The following is a 20830-nucleotide window of genomic DNA, read 5'->3' as shown; positions in this document are numbered from 1 at the left end:
TTTCACCTTTTTTAGAATGTGATACAATTGTGATACTTTTTCGAAAATTCTTCGCTAACTTGCTTGAAAAGAATCCAATTCATGACCAATATATTAGTGATCGAAGACGATAGGCACATTGCCGAATTGATAGCCATTAACCTAGAGGACGATCAAACCAAAGTACGTTGTTGTTACCATGGTAGTGAAGGTTATATTGAAGCTACGCAAACCGATTACGATTTAATTATTCTGGATTTAATGCTGCCTGGAAAAAAAGGCATGGACATTTGTAGGGATTTAAGAGCGAGTAAAATTCACACGCCTATTATGATGTTGACTAGTAAGAGTGATGAAATTGACAAAATTTTGGGTTTGGAAACTGGCGCAGACGATTACATTACCAAACCGTTTAGTGTGAGGGAAGTTCAAGCCCGCGTGAAAGCAATTTTAAGACGTTCCACTTTTGACAATCATGAGAATGATGGGGAAAAATTGCCAGATATCAAGATTAAAAACCTAATGATCAACCAGGAACTACGAAAAGTAGAATTCAACAACGAACGATTGAGCCTTACCCCAAAGGAATATGAACTGCTCTCGCTTTTGGCCAATCACCCTGGAAAAACCTTTAGCCGGGCCAAACTGTTGCACCGTATTTGGGGCTATGAATTTGAAGGCTATGAGCACACCGTCAACTCACACATCAATAGGTTAAGGGCTAAATTGGAAAAGGATCCCGGTCAACCAGAATTTATCCTGACCACTTGGGGCGTTGGGTACAGATTTACTGAAGATTAAAATCATGAAAACAAGTAACACCTTATTTTACAAAATTGCTGCAGTTTTAACCCTCCTTTTTTTGGGCTTGGCCTTTTTGATAAGTAATTCCTCTGTAAAGCTTTCGGAAGATTATCATGATGAAATCACCCAAGGACTCAATAAGGATGTGTCCAAATACATTGTAGAAGAAGTGCAAGGCCTTTTTGATGGCGACTCGGTAGTAGAATCAAAAATGGGAGATTTAATGCACCACGTGATGGCTACCAACCCCGCCACAGAAGTTTATCTTTTAGATCTAGAAGGCAACATCCTCAAACATGTCGCCATGAACAAAGAGGTGAAAGCAACCGCAATAGATTTAGATCCCGTAAGGGAATTTATTTCCAAAGACGGTCAAATCTACATTAAAGGCGATGACCCCAAAACCATCGGTGGCAAAAAGATATTTTCTGCTGCTCCCTATACTCACGAAGGACAAACCGTTGGTTACATTTACACCATTGTTGGAGGTAACGATTATGATGCGCTCATCAAAGAACACGAAGCCAGTTACATCCGTAAACTCAGCGTACGAAATATGTTGTATGCTCTTTTAGCTGCCTTGGTCATTTCTTTATTGACCATTTATTTGCTTACGCGGAATTTCAACAAAATTACCTCTGCATTTCGGGAATTTAAAGCTGGAAATCACGATGCTCGGGTTAAAGGCGTTAAACAAGGTGAAATGGGGCTTCTGGCCAATACCTTTAACGATATGGCCGATACCATCGCTTCCAATATTGAAGAACTTCAAAGCGTAGATAACCTTAGAAAAGAATTGATTGCCAATATTTCCCACGACCTTAGAACACCCATTGCGTCCATCAGAGGATTTGTGGAAACCCTAATGATTAAAGGCGATGAACTGACCGAAGCGCAAAAGGAGCGCTATATGGAAATTGTGCTCAAAAATTCTGATAAACTCAAAAAATTGGTCGATGATTTATTTGAACTGAGCAAATTGGAAGCGGAACAACGAACCCCTGATTATGAACCTGTACAAATGGCCGAAATCATTCAGGATATTGCCGACAAATACCGCATCATTGCCCAAAAAAAAGGAGTTAGCATCAATACGGTATATTCAAAGGATTTGCCTTTAGTGTATGCCGATATCGCCTTAATTGACAGGGCGCTTCAAAATATTATTGACAATGCTATCAACCATTGCGAACAAGGCGATGTGGTGACTTTGGAATTGACTAGAAATGACGACGAACTCAAAGTAAGCATTTCCGATACTGGGAGTGGTATTTCCACTGAAGAATTGCCCCATATTTTTGAACGTTACAGAAAAGGGAAATTCCTAACCGATTCCAAAAAAGGAAGCGGGCTTGGCCTAGCCATTGTAAAGCGCATTATGGATTTACACCAAGTGTCCATACATGTAAAAAGCGTGCTCAACCAAGGCACTGAGTTTTTCTTTAGCCTTCCCATAAAAAGACTATCAACGGTGTAAATCAAATTTCAAAAGCAGTATTCCATTAACATAAAAACCACATTTACTAGGTTGATAACCCTTCTGAAAATCCTATAATATCAGGGTAATTGGTTATCTTTACATTTTATTAAGGTCACTTAGACCTTAACTCTTAAAAATTTCAGAAGACACCATTCACTATGACATCCAAATTATATCTCCTCACCTTGTTAGGCTTAGCCCTAAGCTTCACTTCTTGCGAACAACAAACTGCCGAGCCACAGACATCCAACATGAAATTATGGTATCAAACACCTGCCAAGGCTTCGGTTACCGACGATCCAAATGGATGGAACGACGATGCAGAATGGCTTAAAGGTCTGCCTATGGGAAATGGTGCTTTGGGGGCCGTTGTGTTTGGCGATGTGCACAAGGAACGTATTCAGTTGAACGAAGAAAGTATGTGGTCTGGAAGTGAAAACGACAATAACAATCCAGACGCCTTTCCGGCCCTTGGGAAAATCCGAGAGCTTTTATACGAAGGCAAATATAAAGAGGCCACAGAACTCACCAACGCCACCCAAATCTGTAAGGGTGTGGGTTCGGGATATGGTAGCGGGGCCAATGTTCCTTTTGGCTGCTTCCAAACCTTGGGTGATTTGTGGATTGATTTTGAAAACAAACAACCTTACGAAAATTACCAAAGAGAATTGGATCTTGAAGATGCGGTTTCCAGAATTCAATATACCCAAGATGGTGTCAACTACAAACGAGAAGTTTTTGTGAGTCATCCAGATCAATTGATGGTCATCAAATTAACGGCAGACCAACCAGGAAAGCTGTCCTTCAGTACTAGTATGAGTAGGTCGGAACACTCTCAAATCCACACTGAAAATGATCAATTAATCATGGAAGGGACTATGACAGACGGTAAAGAAGGGGAAGGACTTAACTATATGGTACGTCTTTCTGCAGTCAATAAAAGTGGAGACCTTAGCTTTACAGATAACGAACTTGTGGTTAAAAATGCTGATGAAGTTACTTTATTGCTAACGGCTTCTACAGACTATGTGTTAGACTATCCAAAATACAAAGGACGCCCTTACAAAGACCTTACACAAACCCACCTTCAAAAAGGAAAGCAAACGTCTTACGAAGAACTTTTAAACAGACATGTAGCCGATTACCAACAATACTACAAAAGAGTCGATTTAAATTTGACTTCAAATCTTAGAGATACCATTCCAACAGATATAAGGCTTCAAAACTTTAAAACCTCAACAACCGATTTACATTTAGTGGAATTGTTGTTTCAATACGGGCGCTACTTATTGATTTCGTCCTCTAGACCAGAAACGCTTCCTGCTAACCTACAAGGTATTTGGGCCAACAAAGTTCAAACCCCTTGGAATGGCGATTACCATACGGATGTAAATGTACAAATGAACTACTGGCCAGCCGAAACCACCAATCTGGGTGAAATGCATTTACCTCTTTTCGACTTAACAAAAACATTGCAAACTCCGGGATCAGAAACAGCCAAAGTTCATTATAATTCTGATGGTTGGGTGGTGCACCCCATCACCAATGTTTGGGGGTACACCTCTCCGGGAGAAGGTGCCAGCTGGGGAATGCACGTTACAGGCGGTGCTTGGTTGACCTCACATATCATGGAGCATTATTACTTCACCTTGGACAAGGCCTTTTTGGAAGACACCTACCCAATTTTAAAGGCTTCTACCCAATTTTATATGGATTGGTTGGTTGAAGATAAAATAACTGGCGCCTTGGTATCTGGGCCATCGGTATCACCAGAGAACACCTTTATTGCTCCAGATGGCAGCAAGTGCCAGATTTCTATGGGACCTTCACACGACCAGCAAGTAATTTGGCAACTCTTTAAAAATTTTATAGACGCTTCCAATGCCTTGGAAATAGACAATGAATTTGTACATCAGGTGACAGTTGCCCAAGAACGTTTGGCAAAACCAAAAATAGGGACAGATGGCCGATTGATGGAATGGAACGAAGCTTTCGAGGAAGTAGAGCCAGGCCACCGTCATATCTCTCACTTATTTGGTTTGCATCCGGGCTATCAAATAGATGTTGAAGAAACCCCTGAGTTGGCTGCAGCAGCCAAGAAATCTTTGGATTTTAGAATTGCCAATGGTGGTGGCCATACAGGTTGGAGTGCCGCTTGGTTGATCAATCAATATGCCAGATTGGGGGAAGCTGAAAATGCCCTTCACGGATTGGAAATGGTATTGCAAAAAAGCACCAATCCTAACCTATTCACTTCGCACCCACCATTTCAAATAGATGCCAATTTTGGAACGACAGCAGGCATTGCCGAAATGTTACTGCAAAGTCAATCTGGAAGCATTCGTTTGTTACCTGCCCTACCAAAATCTTGGGCCAATGGAAGCTACAAAGGACTTTGTGCCCGTGGTGGCTTTGTTGTAGATGTTATTTGGAAAGAAAGCATTCCCGTTAATGTCAAAGTATTTTCTAAAGAAGGAGGTACATGTACCTTGGAATTTAAAGGACAAAAAATCACTTTTGAAACCGAAAAAGGAAAGGCATATTTCCCTCTAAAAGAACAGAACCCTTTTGGTGCTATTGCTAAGGAATAGCACCTCTACGGTTTTATTATTTCCAAATTCTTAAAAGGTTTATTCCACAGCTTCCAGATATACCCAATGTCCTTGTTCTTTACAGAATCGGGAATTTTCATGGATGACCTGTATGTTGCCATCTTCCATAAAAAAGGCTTTAAATTCTACAGTTCCCGTATCGTCTAAAGCGGTTCCTTTAGTAGTGTTCAGTACTTCCAATTTTATCCAATCCACAGATTTTGCCCATTGCTGAATTTCTTTCTTTTCCCGTTTTGAGGGACGCTTACTGCTATGGTGGCTTTTCTGCAAATAATCGATATCAGCCAATACAAAAGCACTGAACCTGGAACGCATTAAAGCTTCGGCAGTAGTCACCGACAGAATGTTATCATGAGCCTTTTGGCAGCATTCACTGTATAATTTGGAAGGGTTGCACGGACATTGCATATCAATGATTAATTAACGAGTTCTTTTTTATCTTTAATTCTAAAGCAATGTTCTTCCCCCAAATACAAGGGGTTTCCATGCTTTTCAGACCAAAATCCATCCAAAACATCGGCAGAAATACAACGGTAAACCGCAACACCTTTATAGGTATTTCCGTCTTCACCTTTGTACTTAAAGTTAAGCACCAAGATTTGATCCTTGAAAAACCCTGTACCCGTTTGCACCTGTTCTCCATTAATCAACCAATTGGCCACTATTCTATTGTTGGCATCCAATTCCAAAGTCAAAACGCCTTTATAGGAATGTTCGGTATCATCCTGATTCTTTCCCAATAGGCTAAAATTGCCCACAATATCCTCAACCGTCATCAAAATGTATTCTGTTTTATCTTTAGAGACTAATCTTCCCAACCGCAAAGTGTTCTTTTTAATTCCTTAGCTTCTGCCAAGGATACCTTGTAAATATCCGTAGAGCAGTTGGACAGGCCTCGACAAGATTTATTGTAATGATATTTCTTACTGTAATTGCCTTTGCAAATATACACATTAGTCTCTGCAATGTTAAAGGAACTCAACAGGCATACCGCAACACCTAAAAGAGCCGTGTGCTTTAATAATTTCATGGTTGGTTTGAGGTTTTAAAAGTGAAAATAGTTTTAGAATTAATCCGGAATGTTTAACAATAATCCCGCACTAAAAAAGAGCTGCAGGCTACTTAGGTTGTTCATATAGGACATATCGAAATGAACAGGCCCCAAAAACGATGCATATGAAAGGGTAAGACCTGTTGAAAACATAATTCCGGGATCATCGGAATTAATCCATTTGTCTTGCTCCTTAAAGGCATGCTTCATATAATCCTTAAAGCTTCCAAATCCCACATAGGCCCAATTGGCATAAGGTGTAACATAAACCTTTCTGACGGGGCTCCATTGACATCCCAAATTAAATTTGGTGAATTGCGTTACCACTAATTCAGCATGATCAATCCCTTGGAATTTATAGGTGTCCCGCCTAGGCTTATCCAAGTTGCCTCCTAAAAAGAATTTTCCGGAATGTCCATGATCCAGAAAAGAAATGTCATCATCATCGGGAGCGTCCAAAAACATATAGCCTGCATCAGCTCCAACAATCACCGAGGTACTTGGACTTAAGGGAATGCGCCTTTCATATTCAAAACTAACCTTGGTAAATCCATCGGTACTTCCTTGGGCATCATATTCAAATTGTTCCACATACGACACATTTACGTCATGTACCAACGACCTCCCAATTCTTGTAATTATTCTTGTCCCTCGTTTTGGAAAAAAGACCTGATGGAAACTGTTATAGGAAAAGTGGGCGCTCAATTCGAAATTATTAAAACTGTAGCGTCTTATGTCGTAGGCATTGTTGTTGATTTCCGGATCTGTTTTAGGCTTAATTTTGGAATATTCATAGCTCAAATCCAATCCGATATAACTTTTAAAGGGATTCAAATTTCTATTGAATTGGGTGTTGACCCTATTGTATTTATTTATCAGTTCATCCCCTCTTACACCATTTCCATAATAATGCTGATTGATACGCTCTCCAAAAATTTCTGTACGCGACCACCAATTTTTTAGTTTCCCAAAATTGGTTTGATACTGCACTCGAAATCTTGGTTGTTCTGCAATATCCAATCCTATCAACACTCGTGAAGCGTTCCCTAAAATGTTTCGTCCCGTGTAATTGGCAATGAGTCCTACTCCATGATTGGTATCATAATGTAAGGCGCCACTAAGTTGGTGCTGACTCTTTTCTGAAACCACCAAATTTAAAATGGTAGCACCTTGCTTGTCCTCCAAATAATAATTGATTTGAAAGAAAAGTTCCGTACCCATGGCTCTATCTATCGCCTGTACAATTTCTTGGGTAGTGTAGCTTTTATTGGCCTCCAATAATGTTCTGGCCTTAACCAGATTTAAATTAGGTTCGCTTATACTTTGGTAAACAATCCTGTCTATATGGATAGTATCCGAAACCTTTGGCAATTTATGTTCCCGCTGCGGAAATTGTTTTAAAATATCAGCCAAAGTAACCAAAGCAGATACACTGAGATCCCTTGCCACCTTTCCTTCTTCATAAATAATTCCACTCTTCTCGAAATCTTGAGTGGAATAGCTCAGATTTTGGGTATGGTCTAACAAAATATCGCATTGCGCCCTACTGTCTTCATTTTTAAGATTACTGGTGAGCATGGAGGTTTGAAACAAGATGGTTGCCATATTGTTGAGTTTTTCCATAGGCTGTAAACCTCCCCCAACATCACTACCAATGACAATATCTGCCCCCATTTCTTTGGCAACATCTACTGGAAAATTGTCCACAACCCCGCCATCCACCAAAAGCGTTCCCCTATAAGGCACCGGCGCAAACACACTAGGAATTGACATACTTGCCCTAACTGCCACCCCCAACTGCCCATCTTTCAGAACTACCTTTTGACCGTTCACCAAATCGGTAGCAATGGCTCGAAAGGGAATTGTCAGTTCATCAAAATTCTCAATATTGTAAACCGGGTGCATTAACAAACTAAAAAACTCCCTAAGGTTTTGATCCCTTAAGATAGAAGGTTTTATTTGAGGTTTGCCATCAACTACATCCAAACTCAACAAATACCGTTGGAATTCACTCTTTTCTTCCACCCCGACATCTTTAAGCGAAACAGTTCCTCCCAACAAATCATTCCACTTGGCTGTTTGAGCCAATTTTGCAATACTATCTCCAGAATATCCCATGGCGTAAAGACCTCCTACCACACTCCCCATACTGGTACCAACAATTAAATCTGGTACAATCCCCAAACTATCCAAAGTTTGTATTAATGGGATATGGGCAATCCCTTTAGCACCACCTCCACTAAGTACCAAGGCCACCTTAGGTTTTTCTTGTTGAGAAGTTTCTTCTTGAGGAACTTTGTCTTGACCCATCAAATTTGCAGGCACGACCAACAGCATAAAAAAGAAGATTCCTAAAAGGGATTTTTTATACATTTTCACTTTTGAAAACAAGATAGTTTTTGAAAAGTTACCGGCCTTCATTTGATTGTGTGTTTTCGTACAACAAGAAACAACATTTACAGATAAATTTCAGTTAAAATCGGAGATAATTTAGATTCTATTTCCCTCCAAACCAAACACAATCAAACAACTACAAATCAATCAATTACAGATTAAACTTACGAAACTAATATAAAATTCCTACCCTAAAAAACACACAAAGTCGAAAGGTGTTGTTTGTCGATTTTATTTCATAACCTACTGGTTTTAAAATACTTTTAAGTTATTCCTAATACAAGTAACAGCTTGATTAATAGCCATTGTTTCTACGATAACCAAAAGATTTTTTGAGATTGCTTTTTGGTTGTTGTGGTATTGTTTGCCCCAGGTTTTCATAACCCTATTAACAACAATGTAACTATGAAATACCATTACCCAAGCGTTATCCAACTGGCTGTGCTGTTATTAATTTCAAATCTCAGCTTCCCTAAAACCAATTTATTAGATCAATACATTAGTCTTAATGATGTTTCTATCATTATAAATACAAACCTCAACGAGGACACTTCTGAAACCTCCGCTCTATTTTTGGCAGCCGATCCATCTTGCGGAGATATTGAGGTATATTTAGACGATACTGGGAATGTATCCATTCTACCGGAAAACATTAATCCTTCCAATACTGGCGCCAATTTCGTATTAGACATTTATAGTTTTACCTGTGCGGATGCAGCCTCAACAATTCTAGTAACCATTACTGACACAAATAATTCCACAACATGTACGGCAAATGTTACTGTTGTTGATAATTTACCTCCCGTTTTAGCTAACCTCCCAACAGACCAACTCAATATTCCAATGGATCCTGGAGCCTGTGGAGCCACTATCACCTTTTCAGATCCTACAGCAACAGACAATTGTGATAGCTCAGTAACGATTGTCAGAACAGATAGCACTGGACTTAACAGTGGAGATTTCTTTCCTGCAGGAAGTACAACCATAGGCTATACTGCCACTGACAGTAACGGAAATTCTGAAACTTACAGTTTTCAAGTAACGGTTAATGCCGATGACGAAGATCCCATTTTAGCTAACCTCCCAGCAGACCAGCTCAACATTCCAATGGATCTTGGAGCCTGTGGAGCCACCATCACCTTTTCAGATCCCATAGCAACAGACAATTGTGATAGCTCGGTAACGGTTGTTAGAACGGATGGCACAGGACTTAACAGCGGGGACATCTTTCCTACAGGAAATACAACCATAAGCTATAGTGCCTCTGACTCTAACGGAAATTCTGAAACTTACAGTTTTCAAGTAACAGTTGATGCCGATGACGAAGATCCCATTTTAGCTAACCTCCCAGCAGACCAACTCAACATTCCAATGGATCTTGGAGCCTGTGGAGCCACCATCACCTTTTCAGATCCTACAGTAACAGATAATTGTGATAGTTCGGTAACGGTTGTCAGAACGGATGGCACAGGACTCAACAGTGGAGATTTGTTCCCCGAAGGAGACACAACCATAAGCTATAGTGCTACTGACAGTCAAGGAAACTCTGCTATACATAGTTTTTTAGTAAGTGTTAATTCCGACAACGAAGCCCCTGACGTACAATGTCAAAACACAAATATTGCATTAGACCCTTCAACTGGAATTGTTACTATCGCACCAAGTGATATTGATTTTGGCTCTGATGACAATTGTGGAATTGTAAGTTGGGATTTGGACGTTACAGCATTTGATTGCTCCAATATAGGTGACAATACAGTCACCTTAACTGTGGAGGATGCAGCTGGTAATAGCAGTTCCTGTAGTGCGACAGTAACGGTTACAGACAACAGTACTTCAGCCTCCGTTGCCATTGCAAGTACTACGGGAACAACCCTTTGCTCTAATGAGGATATTACCTTCAATGCCACTCCCAACAATGCTGGCAATGGTGTGGAATATACTTGGTACACAAATACCGGATCCGGATTTACAATAGTTTCTGGGCCATCACCAGACTCGCAATTAACACTAAACAATCCCGTAACAGATGGTACCCAAGTAAAAGTTGAGATTACTTCCGATAGTTTTGCCTGCCCTGTGGAAAGTAACTCCATTGCACTTACCGTAAACACTACTGTTACTCCTTCTGTAGTTATCCAAGCTACCGACAATACCATTTGTGAGGGGGAATCGGTTACTTTTTCAAACATTGAGGGTTCTACTTTCAATATGGGGCTAAATCCTAGCTTTTCATGGCAACGTAATTCAATTGAAATAGCAACGACTTCCACCTATACTGCAAGTGATTTGAATGATGGTGACGTAATTCAATTGGTCATGACCCCTGATCCTAGTGTGCAATGTCCAGACCCTGCCACAGCCATAAGTAACAGTATTTCAATTACGGTTAATGCCCCTCCAACAATTGGTATTAATGCTTCTGAAACTCAAATATGTCTTGGAGATCAGGTTACCCTGTCGGGAACTGGAGCTCAATCCTATTCTTGGGATCAAGGGTTAACGGACGGCGTTGCCTTTACACCCACAGCCACGCAAACCTATACAGTTACAGGAACCGATGCCAATGGCTGCCAAAATACTGCTTCCATTGAAATAATCGTCAATCCTTTGCCAACAGTCACTATTACACCTAGCAATACCACAATCTGTTATGGAGACCTCGTAACGCTCAATGCCAGTGGAGCGGCCTCCTATTCTTGGAGCTCTGGTGTGACGGCCTCTGGAGTAAACAATGAACAAGGAGAAGTTTCTCCTACAACCACGCAAACCTATACAGTTACTGGAACAGATGCCAATGGCTGCCAAAATACAGCTACCGTAACTATTACGGTAAATCCATTACCGACGCTTAGTGCAATAGACGCATCCGTTTGTGGGGAAGGGCAGTCTTCTGTCGATTTAAATTCATTGGTTACTACCACTGGTACAACAATTACTTTTCATAGCTCTCAATCAGACGCTGATGATGACTTAAATCCAATTGGAGCCCTTGTTAGCCCAACCAGCCCAGAAACTTATTATGTTAGAAGTGAACTAGCCTCTGGTTGTTATGTAACCGACATAATAGGCATTTCAGTAAACCCATTACCTGCTCTAACAACCTCCGATGGATCGGTCTGTGCCTCTGGGCAATCCAGTATAGACCTCAATAGCCTAGTAGACAATAATGGTGGTGGAATGCTTTATTTTTATGAAAATGAAACTGATGCTGAGAATGGTACTTCAGCAATATCTACAACAGTATCTCCTACCACTTTAACAATTTACTGGGTTAGAAGTGAACTAGGAACTGGATGTTATAGTACTGCTAGTATTCAAATTTCTATTGACGACCTGCCAACTGTAAATGCTGGCACAGATCAAGATATTTGTTTAGGAACTTCCTTTGATTTGAGTACAATTGCTTCCGGTTCTTTGGACACTACCCTTACTTATCACGAAACGCAATCTGAAGCTGATAATGGTGCTAACTCAATTTCTCCAAATGTCACCCCAAGCAGCACTACAACTTACTTTGTAAGAGGTGAAAATTCATCCACGGGCTGTTATAATACAGACTCAATCACCATTACAATCATTCCCGATGCTACAATTGCATTAAGTTCAGGAAATGCCGATCAGGAAGTTTGTTTTAACGAGGCCATCTCACAAATCACATTCAATTTAGGAGGCGGTGCAACTGGTGCTACTATTAGTGGTTTGCCAGCTGGATTTTCGGGTGCTTACAATTCTGGGACCAATACCTACACTATTAATGGTTCAACAACTACATCTGGAACTTATAACTATACAGTAAACACAACCGGCTGCGGTACGGCAAGTTCAAGTGGTACCATTACTGTTTTTCCCGGGCCACCTGAAACACCAACAGAAATTATTGGAGTTACGGGAATTTGTCCCCCTGCTACAGAAACATACAGCATCAGCATTTCAGACCCTTCGAATGTCACTAATATCAATTGGGTTGTTCCTACTGGATTCACAATCACTTCAGGCCAAGGTACAGAGGAAATTACTGTTACAGCGGGTTCAACAGCATCTACAGGAAACATTAATGCAACCCTCACAAACCCATGTGGCAGTTCAACAGTTAGCCTACCTATTTCCGTAGACACTTTTGCCTATGTAAATGCTGGCACTGATCAATATATATGTTCAAATGAAACTTCTGTTGAACTGCAAGGGGCTATTGGAGGAGTTGTAAATCATAAAAATCACTTTGACTGGTCAGCATCTGTAAACGGAGGTAGTTTTAGTTACCCAAATGGAAGTATTAATGGACAATTAAATCCAACTTACAACCTGCCCAACAATACAAATCCGGGAGACATCATTACAATTACAATTTATACCACTGGTAATATTACAAATAATACTTGCGCTAATGGAGGAACTGTAATCGATACAATGCAAATCTTTATTTTGGAAGATCCAACCGCTACTGCAAGTATTACCGGAACAAATCCTGTTTGTGAAGGTAATAGTTCTGAAATTACCTTTTCAGCTACAGCCTCCCCCAATAAAGAGCTTATTCTAACCTATAATATTAATGGAGGTACTGATGAAACCATCAATCTAACCACCGATGGCTCTGGAAATGCTTCTTTTGTATTGGGCACAGGAGCCTTGACAGCAGATACCACTTACAATTTACTAAGCATTGCGTATGCGGAAACCCCCACTTGTCCACAAACCCTTCCTGATTCACTATCCATAGCTGTAGATCTTGATGCTACCATTAGCTCTCCTTCAAATAACAATCAAATCATATGTTTGGGAGATTCTTTGGACGACATAGAATTTACAATTGGAGGCACCATTACCAATGTAGCACTTAGTGGAAACTTGCCAATAGGAATAGACTTCGATGACAGCAATCCTTCATTGTTTACAATCTCAGGAACTGCTAATGAAGCTGGAACCTTTAGCTACACGGTTGAAGCCACAGGTCCCTGCGAACTGGCTTCAGAATCAGGTACCATTACAGTCCTTAACACGCCTTCAGCTTCCATAGCTATTTCAGGAGACTCCCCGATTTGTGAAGATACTAGTTCCGAAATCACTATTTCGACCACTGCCTTTCAAAATAGCGATATTGTGGTTACCTACAATATCAATGGAGTTACTCCCCAAACTTTTAACACAACAACCGATGGTTCTGGAGATGCCTCCTTTATTGTTAATACAGATAACTTGACAGCAGATACCACCTATAATTTGGTTAGCATTGCCTATGTTGATTCACCAAATTGTGAAGAAACGCTCTCAGGTTCAGCAACCATAATCGTTACTCCTAATGCAACCATCACTACGCCTTCAAACAATGACCAAACTATATGTTTAGGGGACACTTTAGACCCAGTAGTATTTGATGTTACAGGAGACATTACAAATGTTGACGCTACTGGACTTCCTTCTGGATTAAGCTTAGTTTATGACGATGTCAATTCAACCTTTACTATTTCAGGAACCCCAAGCGATGCCGGCGATTTCGAATATACGGTACAGACTATTGGAAATTGTGTTCAAGCCAATACCCTTGGAAATATTACCGTTCTTGACACGCCTTTTGCTTCCATAAGTATTTCAGGTGACTCCACAATTTGTGAGAATACCAGTTCGGAAATCACAATTTCAGCCATGGCATTTCCTAACAGTGATATTACAATAACATATGATATCGATACTGGTGCCGATCAAACTTTAAGTACGACAACAGATGATTCTGGGAATGCTTCTTTCACAATAGACACCGGGAATCTAACAACCGATACAGCTTATAATTTGCTAAGTATTGCCTACGTTGCGTCTCCATCATGTGAAGAAACACTTTCTAGCACTACAACCATAACAGTTACACCTGATGCAACTATCAATACCCCTACCAATATTAATCAAACCATATGTTTGGTAGATGCTTTAGATCCTATAGAATTTACTGTTTCAGGAGACATTACGAATGTTACAGCAAGCGGTCTTCCTTCCGGAGCAACTCAAAATTTTGATGGAACTTCAACATTTACAATTTCGGGCATACCAAGTGTATCGGGAGATTTCAACTATACCGTAAACACACAGGGTAGTTGCGAATCAGCCTCCATATCAGGAATTATTACTGTTAAAGAACCACCGGTTATTACGACGCAACCTCAGAATTTAGGAGTATGTGCTAGTGAAGCAGCGAGTTTCACAGTAATTGGAGCCGGTGATGATCTCACCTTCCAATGGTATAGCGGCACAGCTCCAGGAGGCACTCCTATCACTCCAAATTCCAATATTAGTATCACTGCCAATACAACATCCAGCACTTTGAGTTTTGGACAAGTAAGCACTGGCAATGCAGGATCTTATTACGTGATTGTTAGTGGTGACGGTAGTTGTACGCCTGCAACCTCAAATGCTTTCAGCTTAAATGTGAACCAGGAAATCACTATTACTAGTGAATCTACAGATCTAGAAATTTGTGAAGGTATCGATGCTATTTTTAGCGTGGATGCTGAAGGAACTATTACAAGCTATGAATGGTACCAAGTGGGAAGTCCTGACATAGTCCTGAGTGATGGTGGAAACATATCAGGTGCAGACACCCCCGAATTAACCATTTCAAATTCAACACCTTCAGATTCAGGAAGCTATTATGTTGTAATTTCAGGACCTGGAGGGACTTGTCCAAGTATTTCGTCTTCTCCGAAAATATTGACAGTCACAGCCCTCCCCACAGCAAGCATAATCTATTCAGACAGTCCATTTTGCAATAACATTGCAACTGGACAAGCAGTTACCTTAAGTGGGACCAATGCCTATACTGGCGGAACATATTCCGCGCCTGCCGGATTAACTATTGACCCTTCAACCGGTGCCATATCCCCTTCCTCAAGTGATCCTGGCACCTATGTGGTAACATATACTGCTCCAGCTTCTGGGGGGTGTGACGAAGTTTCCACAATCACCAACGTTACAATTTCTCCATTACCAACCGCCAATATTAGTTATAACGAACCTGCATATTGTGAAACTGACTCCTCCCCAATATCCGTTAATTTATCCGAAACAGATAGCAGTGGTGGTGCTTTTACTTCAAGTCCAGCTGGGCTAAGTATCGATTCGTCCACAGGTCAAATTACAGCAAATACAAGTACTGTTGGAGAATATACCATATCATATACTATTGCTGAAGCTAATGGTTGTGAAGCTGTCGTAGCCACAACCACAATCAGTATAAACCCGCTACCTGAGGCAACTTTCTCCTATAATGATAACGAGTATTGCCTTTCTGAAACAACAAATCCCACTCCTATATTCAGTGGGAGCGGTGTTGCAGGAACCTTCTGGTCTAGCCCTGCGGGTCTTTCCCTAAACCCTACTACTGGAATAATAGACTTACAAGCAAGTAGTGCGGGAATATATTCTATTACCAACACCATCCCTGCCTCTGATGGTTGTGTAGCTGTTTCTCATTCCAATTCTCTAACATTATATGAAGAACCTTCTGGAGGGACTTTAACAGGAACAGCTATTGGCCCTAATGGAGAGGTAAATGATGTTTCAACAGTATTAATATGTCAATCTTCAGGAGGAACACTAAACCTTTCTAGCCAAACAGGTTCTATTGTTGGCTGGGAGTATTCAAATAATGGAGGACTTGACTGGTATTCTATACTGGAGGAAGGAAATCCTATCACTTCAAGTTCTTATAACTTTTCAGAAATTATAGACACTACTATTTACCGTGTAATCATTGAAAACGGACCCTGCGGTCAAGTATACTCTACTACCGCGGTAGTAAGTGTGGTTCCAAACGACTTAAAACCGAATCCGGTTACAGTATCGGCCTATACACTTTGTTTAGGGGACCCTTCTACTTTAAGTGCAGAAAGCAGTATTGCAAATGGTCAATTCATTACAAAAGGTAATTTCAACACAGGGCAACTTAACACTCAAGACCCTGATGGCTTTTTGGTTGATGGTAACCCAGGTGGGTGGACCGCTTCGGGAGATGACATAAAACTTCCTACCAATTGGTCAGGTACTAATGATCACCCATTCCCTGTAATTGGTCATTTGGATTCAGGTGAACTTAAATTCGGTATTGTTGGAGGCCCTGTGACTTCAACCTTGGAAACCCCTATTTTTAACACTTTTGGGTTGGAGGATGCTATTTTTGAATTCATTCAAGCCTATAATATCTACGCAGGAGATCAAATATTAGTAGAACTATCTTTAGATGGTGGAGCAAACTACACTGAAGTCCTACAAAACATTAGTGGGCCTGCCAGTTCGGGTAACTACAACCCCTTTAATGTTAATGAAGTTGCATTTGATCTAGAGGAATACAACGGTTTGCCTAACTTAAGGATAAAATTCACCTATACAGGAACAAGTACAAATGGTCTTTGGGCCATAGATGGATTAACATTTCCATCCCCTCCAATTGAAGATGTTTTGATTTGGTCTGCTGTCCCTGGAACTGTAATATCCTACGAAAACAGTATAACTGTCATTCCTCCAACCCCTGGTGTTCACACTTATGCAGTAACATCCTATTTAGTAGATTCATGTGGATACGAAGTAACCTCAGACAACTCCGAATTTGTAGACTTGATAGTTTATGATACCGATACGGCCAATGCTGGTCCGGATATCACAATTAGTCAGGCCGAGTGTGGTTTAAATACGGTAACCCTTGCAGCTGAACAGTTGACAGGTGTAACCCCTATACCCGATCCTGACAATCTGGAAGAAACAATAAATTTGGTTTCAACTGGAGAATGGTCGGTAACCTCTGGCCAGGACCCAAGCACATATAGCTTTGCCGACCCTTCTGCGTACAACACCACATTTACCGGGGATGAAGAAGGTCCCTATACCCTAACATGGACCGTTACACCTGCCGAAGGGTCTCCTTGTTCTCCTTCTTCAGATACTATGATAGTTACATTGACGAATTGCAGTACCTTGGATTTTGATGGTGTTGATGACAATGTAACCTTTAGAAATTATTATGATTTTAGTGGGCCATTTAGTATTGAATTATGGTTAAAATCAGAAGCCTTTAACAGCTCAGTACAAACCATTATTTCTAAACGCGATGCCACCAATATGGTTCACGGTTATGATTTAAGACTTGTAAACAACATGCTTTCCTTTAATTGGAACAATGGAGGTTCACTGACAGCCTCAGATCCTATTGGAACCGACCGATGGTATCATTTAGCCGTTACCTTTAATGGAACTACATATAATTTATACGTAGATGGGATTTTGGTTGGGGCAGCTACTGGCTCCACACCAATCAATAATAATTTTGAATGCATTTTGGGAGCCATGGACCAGGCTGCCTCTGGAGGAACTCCCAACCCTGTAAATTATTTTACAGGTTGGATGGACGAATTGCGTATTTGGAACACCGCACTTACCGTTGAACAGATTAGGTTTATGATGAACCAAGAGGTTGAAAACATCGGTGGTAATATAAGAGGTTCTGTTGTCCCAATTGACGCTCCTGGATTAACATGGGCAAACTTTACTGGCTATTACCAAATGAATCAAACGGTAGATATTGTTGGTGGATATATAATACCAAACGCGGGAACCCAAGATGGACGCATGCGAAACATCACTACTTGGCAAGAAGAAAATGCCCCTTTGCCTTATACATCAGATAACAATGGTAATTGGATGGACACATCTGCCAGCTCTCCTTGGCTTTGGGGTCACAGTGTTTGGGACTATCCAAACTCTACGGGTATTAATGGTGATCCCATAGATTGGAACATAGTTATTACTTCCCATGATATAGTTTACAACCCTGATGATGTAGAATTACAGTTACTTGGATTATTGGTGAATAGTAATGAATTAACCATAACCGACAGTAATGTACCACAAGACGAAAATAATCCAGGAAATGGTCTTATTATTTCACATTATTTGAAACTTGATGGTGTCATAGATTTAATTGGGGAATCTCAGCTTGTACAAAAGCGTTATACTCCTTCTCAATTAAGTGAAAGTATTTTAGATCCCAATAGTAGTGGATTCATAGAAAGGGATCAACAAGGAACTTACAACCTATATAACTATAATTATTGGAGTTCCCCTGTAAGTCCTATAAATTCTGGATTAAATTCCGATTATTCTGTAGGAGAAGTACTCTTAGACGGGACTGATTCTGCAAACCCCAAGACCATTACATGGACTAGTGAGCGTGATGCCTCTCCAACCTCTCCCATAACCATGAGTAGTCGTTGGATCTATAAGTTCAATGGAGCTGCAAACACTTATTCCGTATGGTCTCGGGTGGGTAATACTGGAAATATAGAAACTGGCATAGGATACACAATGAAGGGAAGCGGAACAAGCAATGGATACCAGAACTATGTCTTTAAGGGAATTCCCCATAATGGACTAATTGAAAACCCTTTGGCTGCAAATGATGAAATCTTTTTGGGAAACCCCTACCCTTCGGCTATGGATGTTGAGGAATTTATAAAAGACAATATCCCTGGACCGAATGCAAACCCCGGCAGCTCAAATGCTATCGACGGAACATTACAATTCTGGATTCACTATAACACAAATGACTCTCATAACCTTGAAGAATACGAAGGTGGGTTTGCTCTATACAATTTATTGGATGAAGGTGTGCCTCCCATATCTTCTCAATATGTCACTACTGATGGTTTTTGGATTAGTGGGTTGGGTAGTTCTGACTTAAAACCAGGACTATTTATTCCTGTTGGACAGGGATTTGTATCAACTGCAGTTGAAGAAGGCATGGGGGGAAACGTTAAATTTGAAAATGACCAGAGATTTTTTAAAAGAGAAGCTAACCCTAACGAATCTATTTTCTTAAGGCAGGCCAATAATCAAGAACAACAAAGTCAAAATTCATCTTCACTCCCAAAAAAAATATTGCTTGGGGCCAAAACACCAGAAGGAAGTTTAAGAACCTTATTACTAGGGTTTGTTACGGACGCAATTGTTACCGATGGGTACGATTACGGATACGATGCCCGAAACCGAGATTCATATCCATCAGACATTTCTTGGTCAATCAATGAGGAGCCTTTTGTTATTCAAGGTGTAGGTGAATTTGATTCCTCCAAACAATACCCTTTTATTGTTAAAATTGCAACTGCAGGAACAATTGAAATCTCTCTCATGGAATTGAAAAACTTCCAAGAAGATATTGATGTATATATCTACGACTCACTTTTAGGCACATATTCTCAAATCAATAATATTAGTTTTCAAACCATTCTAAACGAAGGAGAATATATAGATAGGTTTTATATTACCTTCCAAGACAGTAATGCCCTGTCTTTGGAAGAACTTAACAAAGAGAAAATTATGATTAATTATTTAAATAGCACTCATGACATTTATATCAAAACTTCTGAAAACATAAAAGTCAAACAAGTTTATTTAATAAATACCATTGGCCAAACGGTTAAAACATGGAATATGACCAATACTCCCAAAATGAGCAATGAGCTACGAATTCCTATAAGTAAAATTTCAGAAGGTAGCTACCTCGTTAAACTAGTCACAGAACAAGGCTCTTACAACAAAAAACTGATTATCAATTATTAAAAATCTTACAAATTAATATCTCATTTACACTTCATCGGTGATTTTCGCAATTCACCTAAACTCCTATTCCCATCATTATGAACATCTTAACACTTATAGAGATATAATTGCACTTTATCGAATATTTTTCACCCATAAAATGTAGGCATAGTATGTTTGTACCTCCCTCATTGAATGTTTAACAACGTAAAACCCGTAAAACCAACATTTAAACCTGTGCGGGTCCGTCCGAAACAATTTAGTGAATATGAAACAAGTCTACACCTACTATGTTCAATTGGCCATCCTTATTTTTGTCAATTTCTCTTACGCTAAAACAAATCAATTAGACCAGTACATCAGTTTAAATACTGTTTCCATCGTGATGGATACAGAAATTCAGGCGACTGAAATTATCCAAGTCAATATGGCACTGACCGGTTCATGTCCTGCTGATGTCAATCAAGGTACAGATGCTAATAGTTGTTCTTCAATTGTAAATGGAATTGGATTTCTTGCAGATGGCACCGAAGATATCGTTACTTGGGAACTAACTGGAGCCACTATTGCCTCAAGCCCAACTACAGACAAAAATGATGCCAGCGGTCAAAATTTTAATTTGGGAATTACCACTGTAACCTATAATACCTTTGATGTAAATTCAAATCCAATAGATAGCTGTAGTTTTACTGTTACTATTACCGATAACGAAAGCCCTTCCGTAGCCGCTGCTGCCGAGGTCAATACAACAACCAGTGCAGATACCTCTGGAGACTGTACCGTGGACGTGGCCATCACCGATGCCACTTTCAACGATAATTGTTCCGTAAGCTCAATTGCATGGGTAATGACCGGTGCTGTAAACGATACCGGTTCTGGACAGGTCGGAACATATACATTCCCGATAGGGACAACCACAATTACATATACCGT

9 protein-coding genes are annotated in these 20830 nt (G+C 40.2%); 5 read left to right on the top strand and 4 right to left on the bottom strand.

Annotation, left to right across the window (positions count from 1 at the left end):
- The first annotated feature begins 81 nt into the window (after nt 1-81).
- The 3 genes from ZA06_RS16185 to ZA06_RS16175 all read left to right on the top strand — a co-directional run bounded on the left by ZA06_RS16185 (nt 82) and on the right by ZA06_RS16175 (nt 4854).
- Complete coding sequence (locus tag ZA06_RS16185) at nt 82-780, top strand: response regulator transcription factor (protein ID WP_053978541.1); 699 nt, start codon at nt 82-84, stop codon at nt 778-780.
- Nucleotides 781-784: 4 nt separating this feature from the next.
- A complete protein-coding gene (locus ZA06_RS16180) occupies nt 785-2260 on the top strand; it encodes a sensor histidine kinase (RefSeq protein ID WP_053978540.1) in 1476 nt (491 codons plus the stop codon).
- A 161-nt stretch (nt 2261-2421) separates the two neighbouring features.
- A complete protein-coding gene (locus ZA06_RS16175; protein WP_053978539.1) occupies nt 2422-4854 on the top strand; it encodes a glycoside hydrolase family 95 protein in 2433 nt (810 codons plus the stop codon).
- Nucleotides 4855-4893: 39 nt separating this feature from the next.
- On the opposite strand, the gene ZA06_RS16170 is transcribed toward ZA06_RS16175, so the two are convergent.
- The 4 genes from ZA06_RS16170 to ZA06_RS16155 are packed head-to-tail and all read right to left on the bottom strand — an operon-like array spanning nt 4894 to nt 8347.
- Entirely contained in the window at nt 4894-5283 is a 390-nt protein-coding gene (locus tag ZA06_RS16170) for a YchJ family protein (protein WP_053978538.1), read from the bottom strand.
- An 8-nt stretch (nt 5284-5291) separates the two neighbouring features.
- Complete coding sequence (locus ZA06_RS16165; protein WP_053978571.1) at nt 5292-5651, bottom strand: hypothetical protein; 360 nt, start codon at nt 5649-5651, stop codon at nt 5292-5294.
- 29 nt (nt 5652-5680) lie between these two features.
- Nucleotides 5681-5905 carry a hypothetical protein gene (locus ZA06_RS16160; protein ID WP_053978537.1) on the bottom strand — a complete coding sequence of 75 codons (225 nt, stop codon included), beginning with the start codon at nt 5903-5905 and terminating at the stop codon, nt 5681-5683.
- 39 nt (nt 5906-5944) lie between these two features.
- Nucleotides 5945-8347, bottom strand: coding sequence for a patatin-like phospholipase family protein (locus tag ZA06_RS16155; protein WP_053978536.1), 2403 nt, complete (start codon nt 8345-8347; stop codon nt 5945-5947).
- 378 nt (nt 8348-8725) lie between these two features.
- Here ZA06_RS16155 and ZA06_RS16150 point away from each other — a divergent pair, with 378 nt between their 5' ends.
- Together ZA06_RS16150 and ZA06_RS16145 are read left to right on the top strand one after the other, a co-directional pair.
- Nucleotides 8726-19918, top strand: a complete 11193-nt coding sequence (locus ZA06_RS16150; RefSeq protein ID WP_157503307.1) for an HYR domain-containing protein — start codon at nt 8726-8728, stop codon at nt 19916-19918.
- Nucleotides 19919-20165: 247 nt separating this feature from the next.
- Nucleotides 20166-20830, top strand: a 665-nt coding sequence (locus ZA06_RS16145; protein WP_157503304.1) for an HYR domain-containing protein, incomplete at its 3' end; no start/stop codon positions are given.

It is taken from the genome of Mangrovimonas xylaniphaga (genome assembly GCF_001280435.1).
Taxonomy (GTDB): Bacteria; Bacteroidota; Bacteroidia; order Flavobacteriales; family Flavobacteriaceae; genus Mangrovimonas_A; species Mangrovimonas_A xylaniphaga.
Note: the sequence above shows the minus strand (reverse complement) of the source record. Positions and strands in the feature narration are given on the sequence as shown.

Bases quoted from the DNA above. Each gene is read 5' to 3' on its own strand.
- ZA06_RS16160 (WP_053978537.1), bottom strand. From the start codon at position 5,905: ATGAAATTATTAAAGCACACGGCTCTTTTAGGTGTTGCGGTATGCCTG.
- ZA06_RS16170 (WP_053978538.1), bottom strand. From the start codon at position 5,283: ATGCAATGTCCGTGCAACCCTTCCAAATTATACAGTGAATGCTGCCAA.
- ZA06_RS16180 (WP_053978540.1), top strand. From the start codon at position 785: ATGAAAACAAGTAACACCTTATTTTACAAAATTGCTGCAGTTTTAACC.
- ZA06_RS16155 (WP_053978536.1), bottom strand. From the start codon at position 8,347: ATGAAGGCCGGTAACTTTTCAAAAACTATCTTGTTTTCAAAAGTGAAA.
- ZA06_RS16175 (WP_053978539.1), top strand. From the start codon at position 2,422: ATGACATCCAAATTATATCTCCTCACCTTGTTAGGCTTAGCCCTAAGC.
- ZA06_RS16185 (WP_053978541.1), top strand. From the start codon at position 82: ATGACCAATATATTAGTGATCGAAGACGATAGGCACATTGCCGAATTG.
- ZA06_RS16165 (WP_053978571.1), bottom strand. From the start codon at position 5,651: ATGACGGTTGAGGATATTGTGGGCAATTTTAGCCTATTGGGAAAGAAT.
- ZA06_RS16150 (WP_157503307.1), top strand. From the start codon at position 8,726: ATGAAATACCATTACCCAAGCGTTATCCAACTGGCTGTGCTGTTATTA.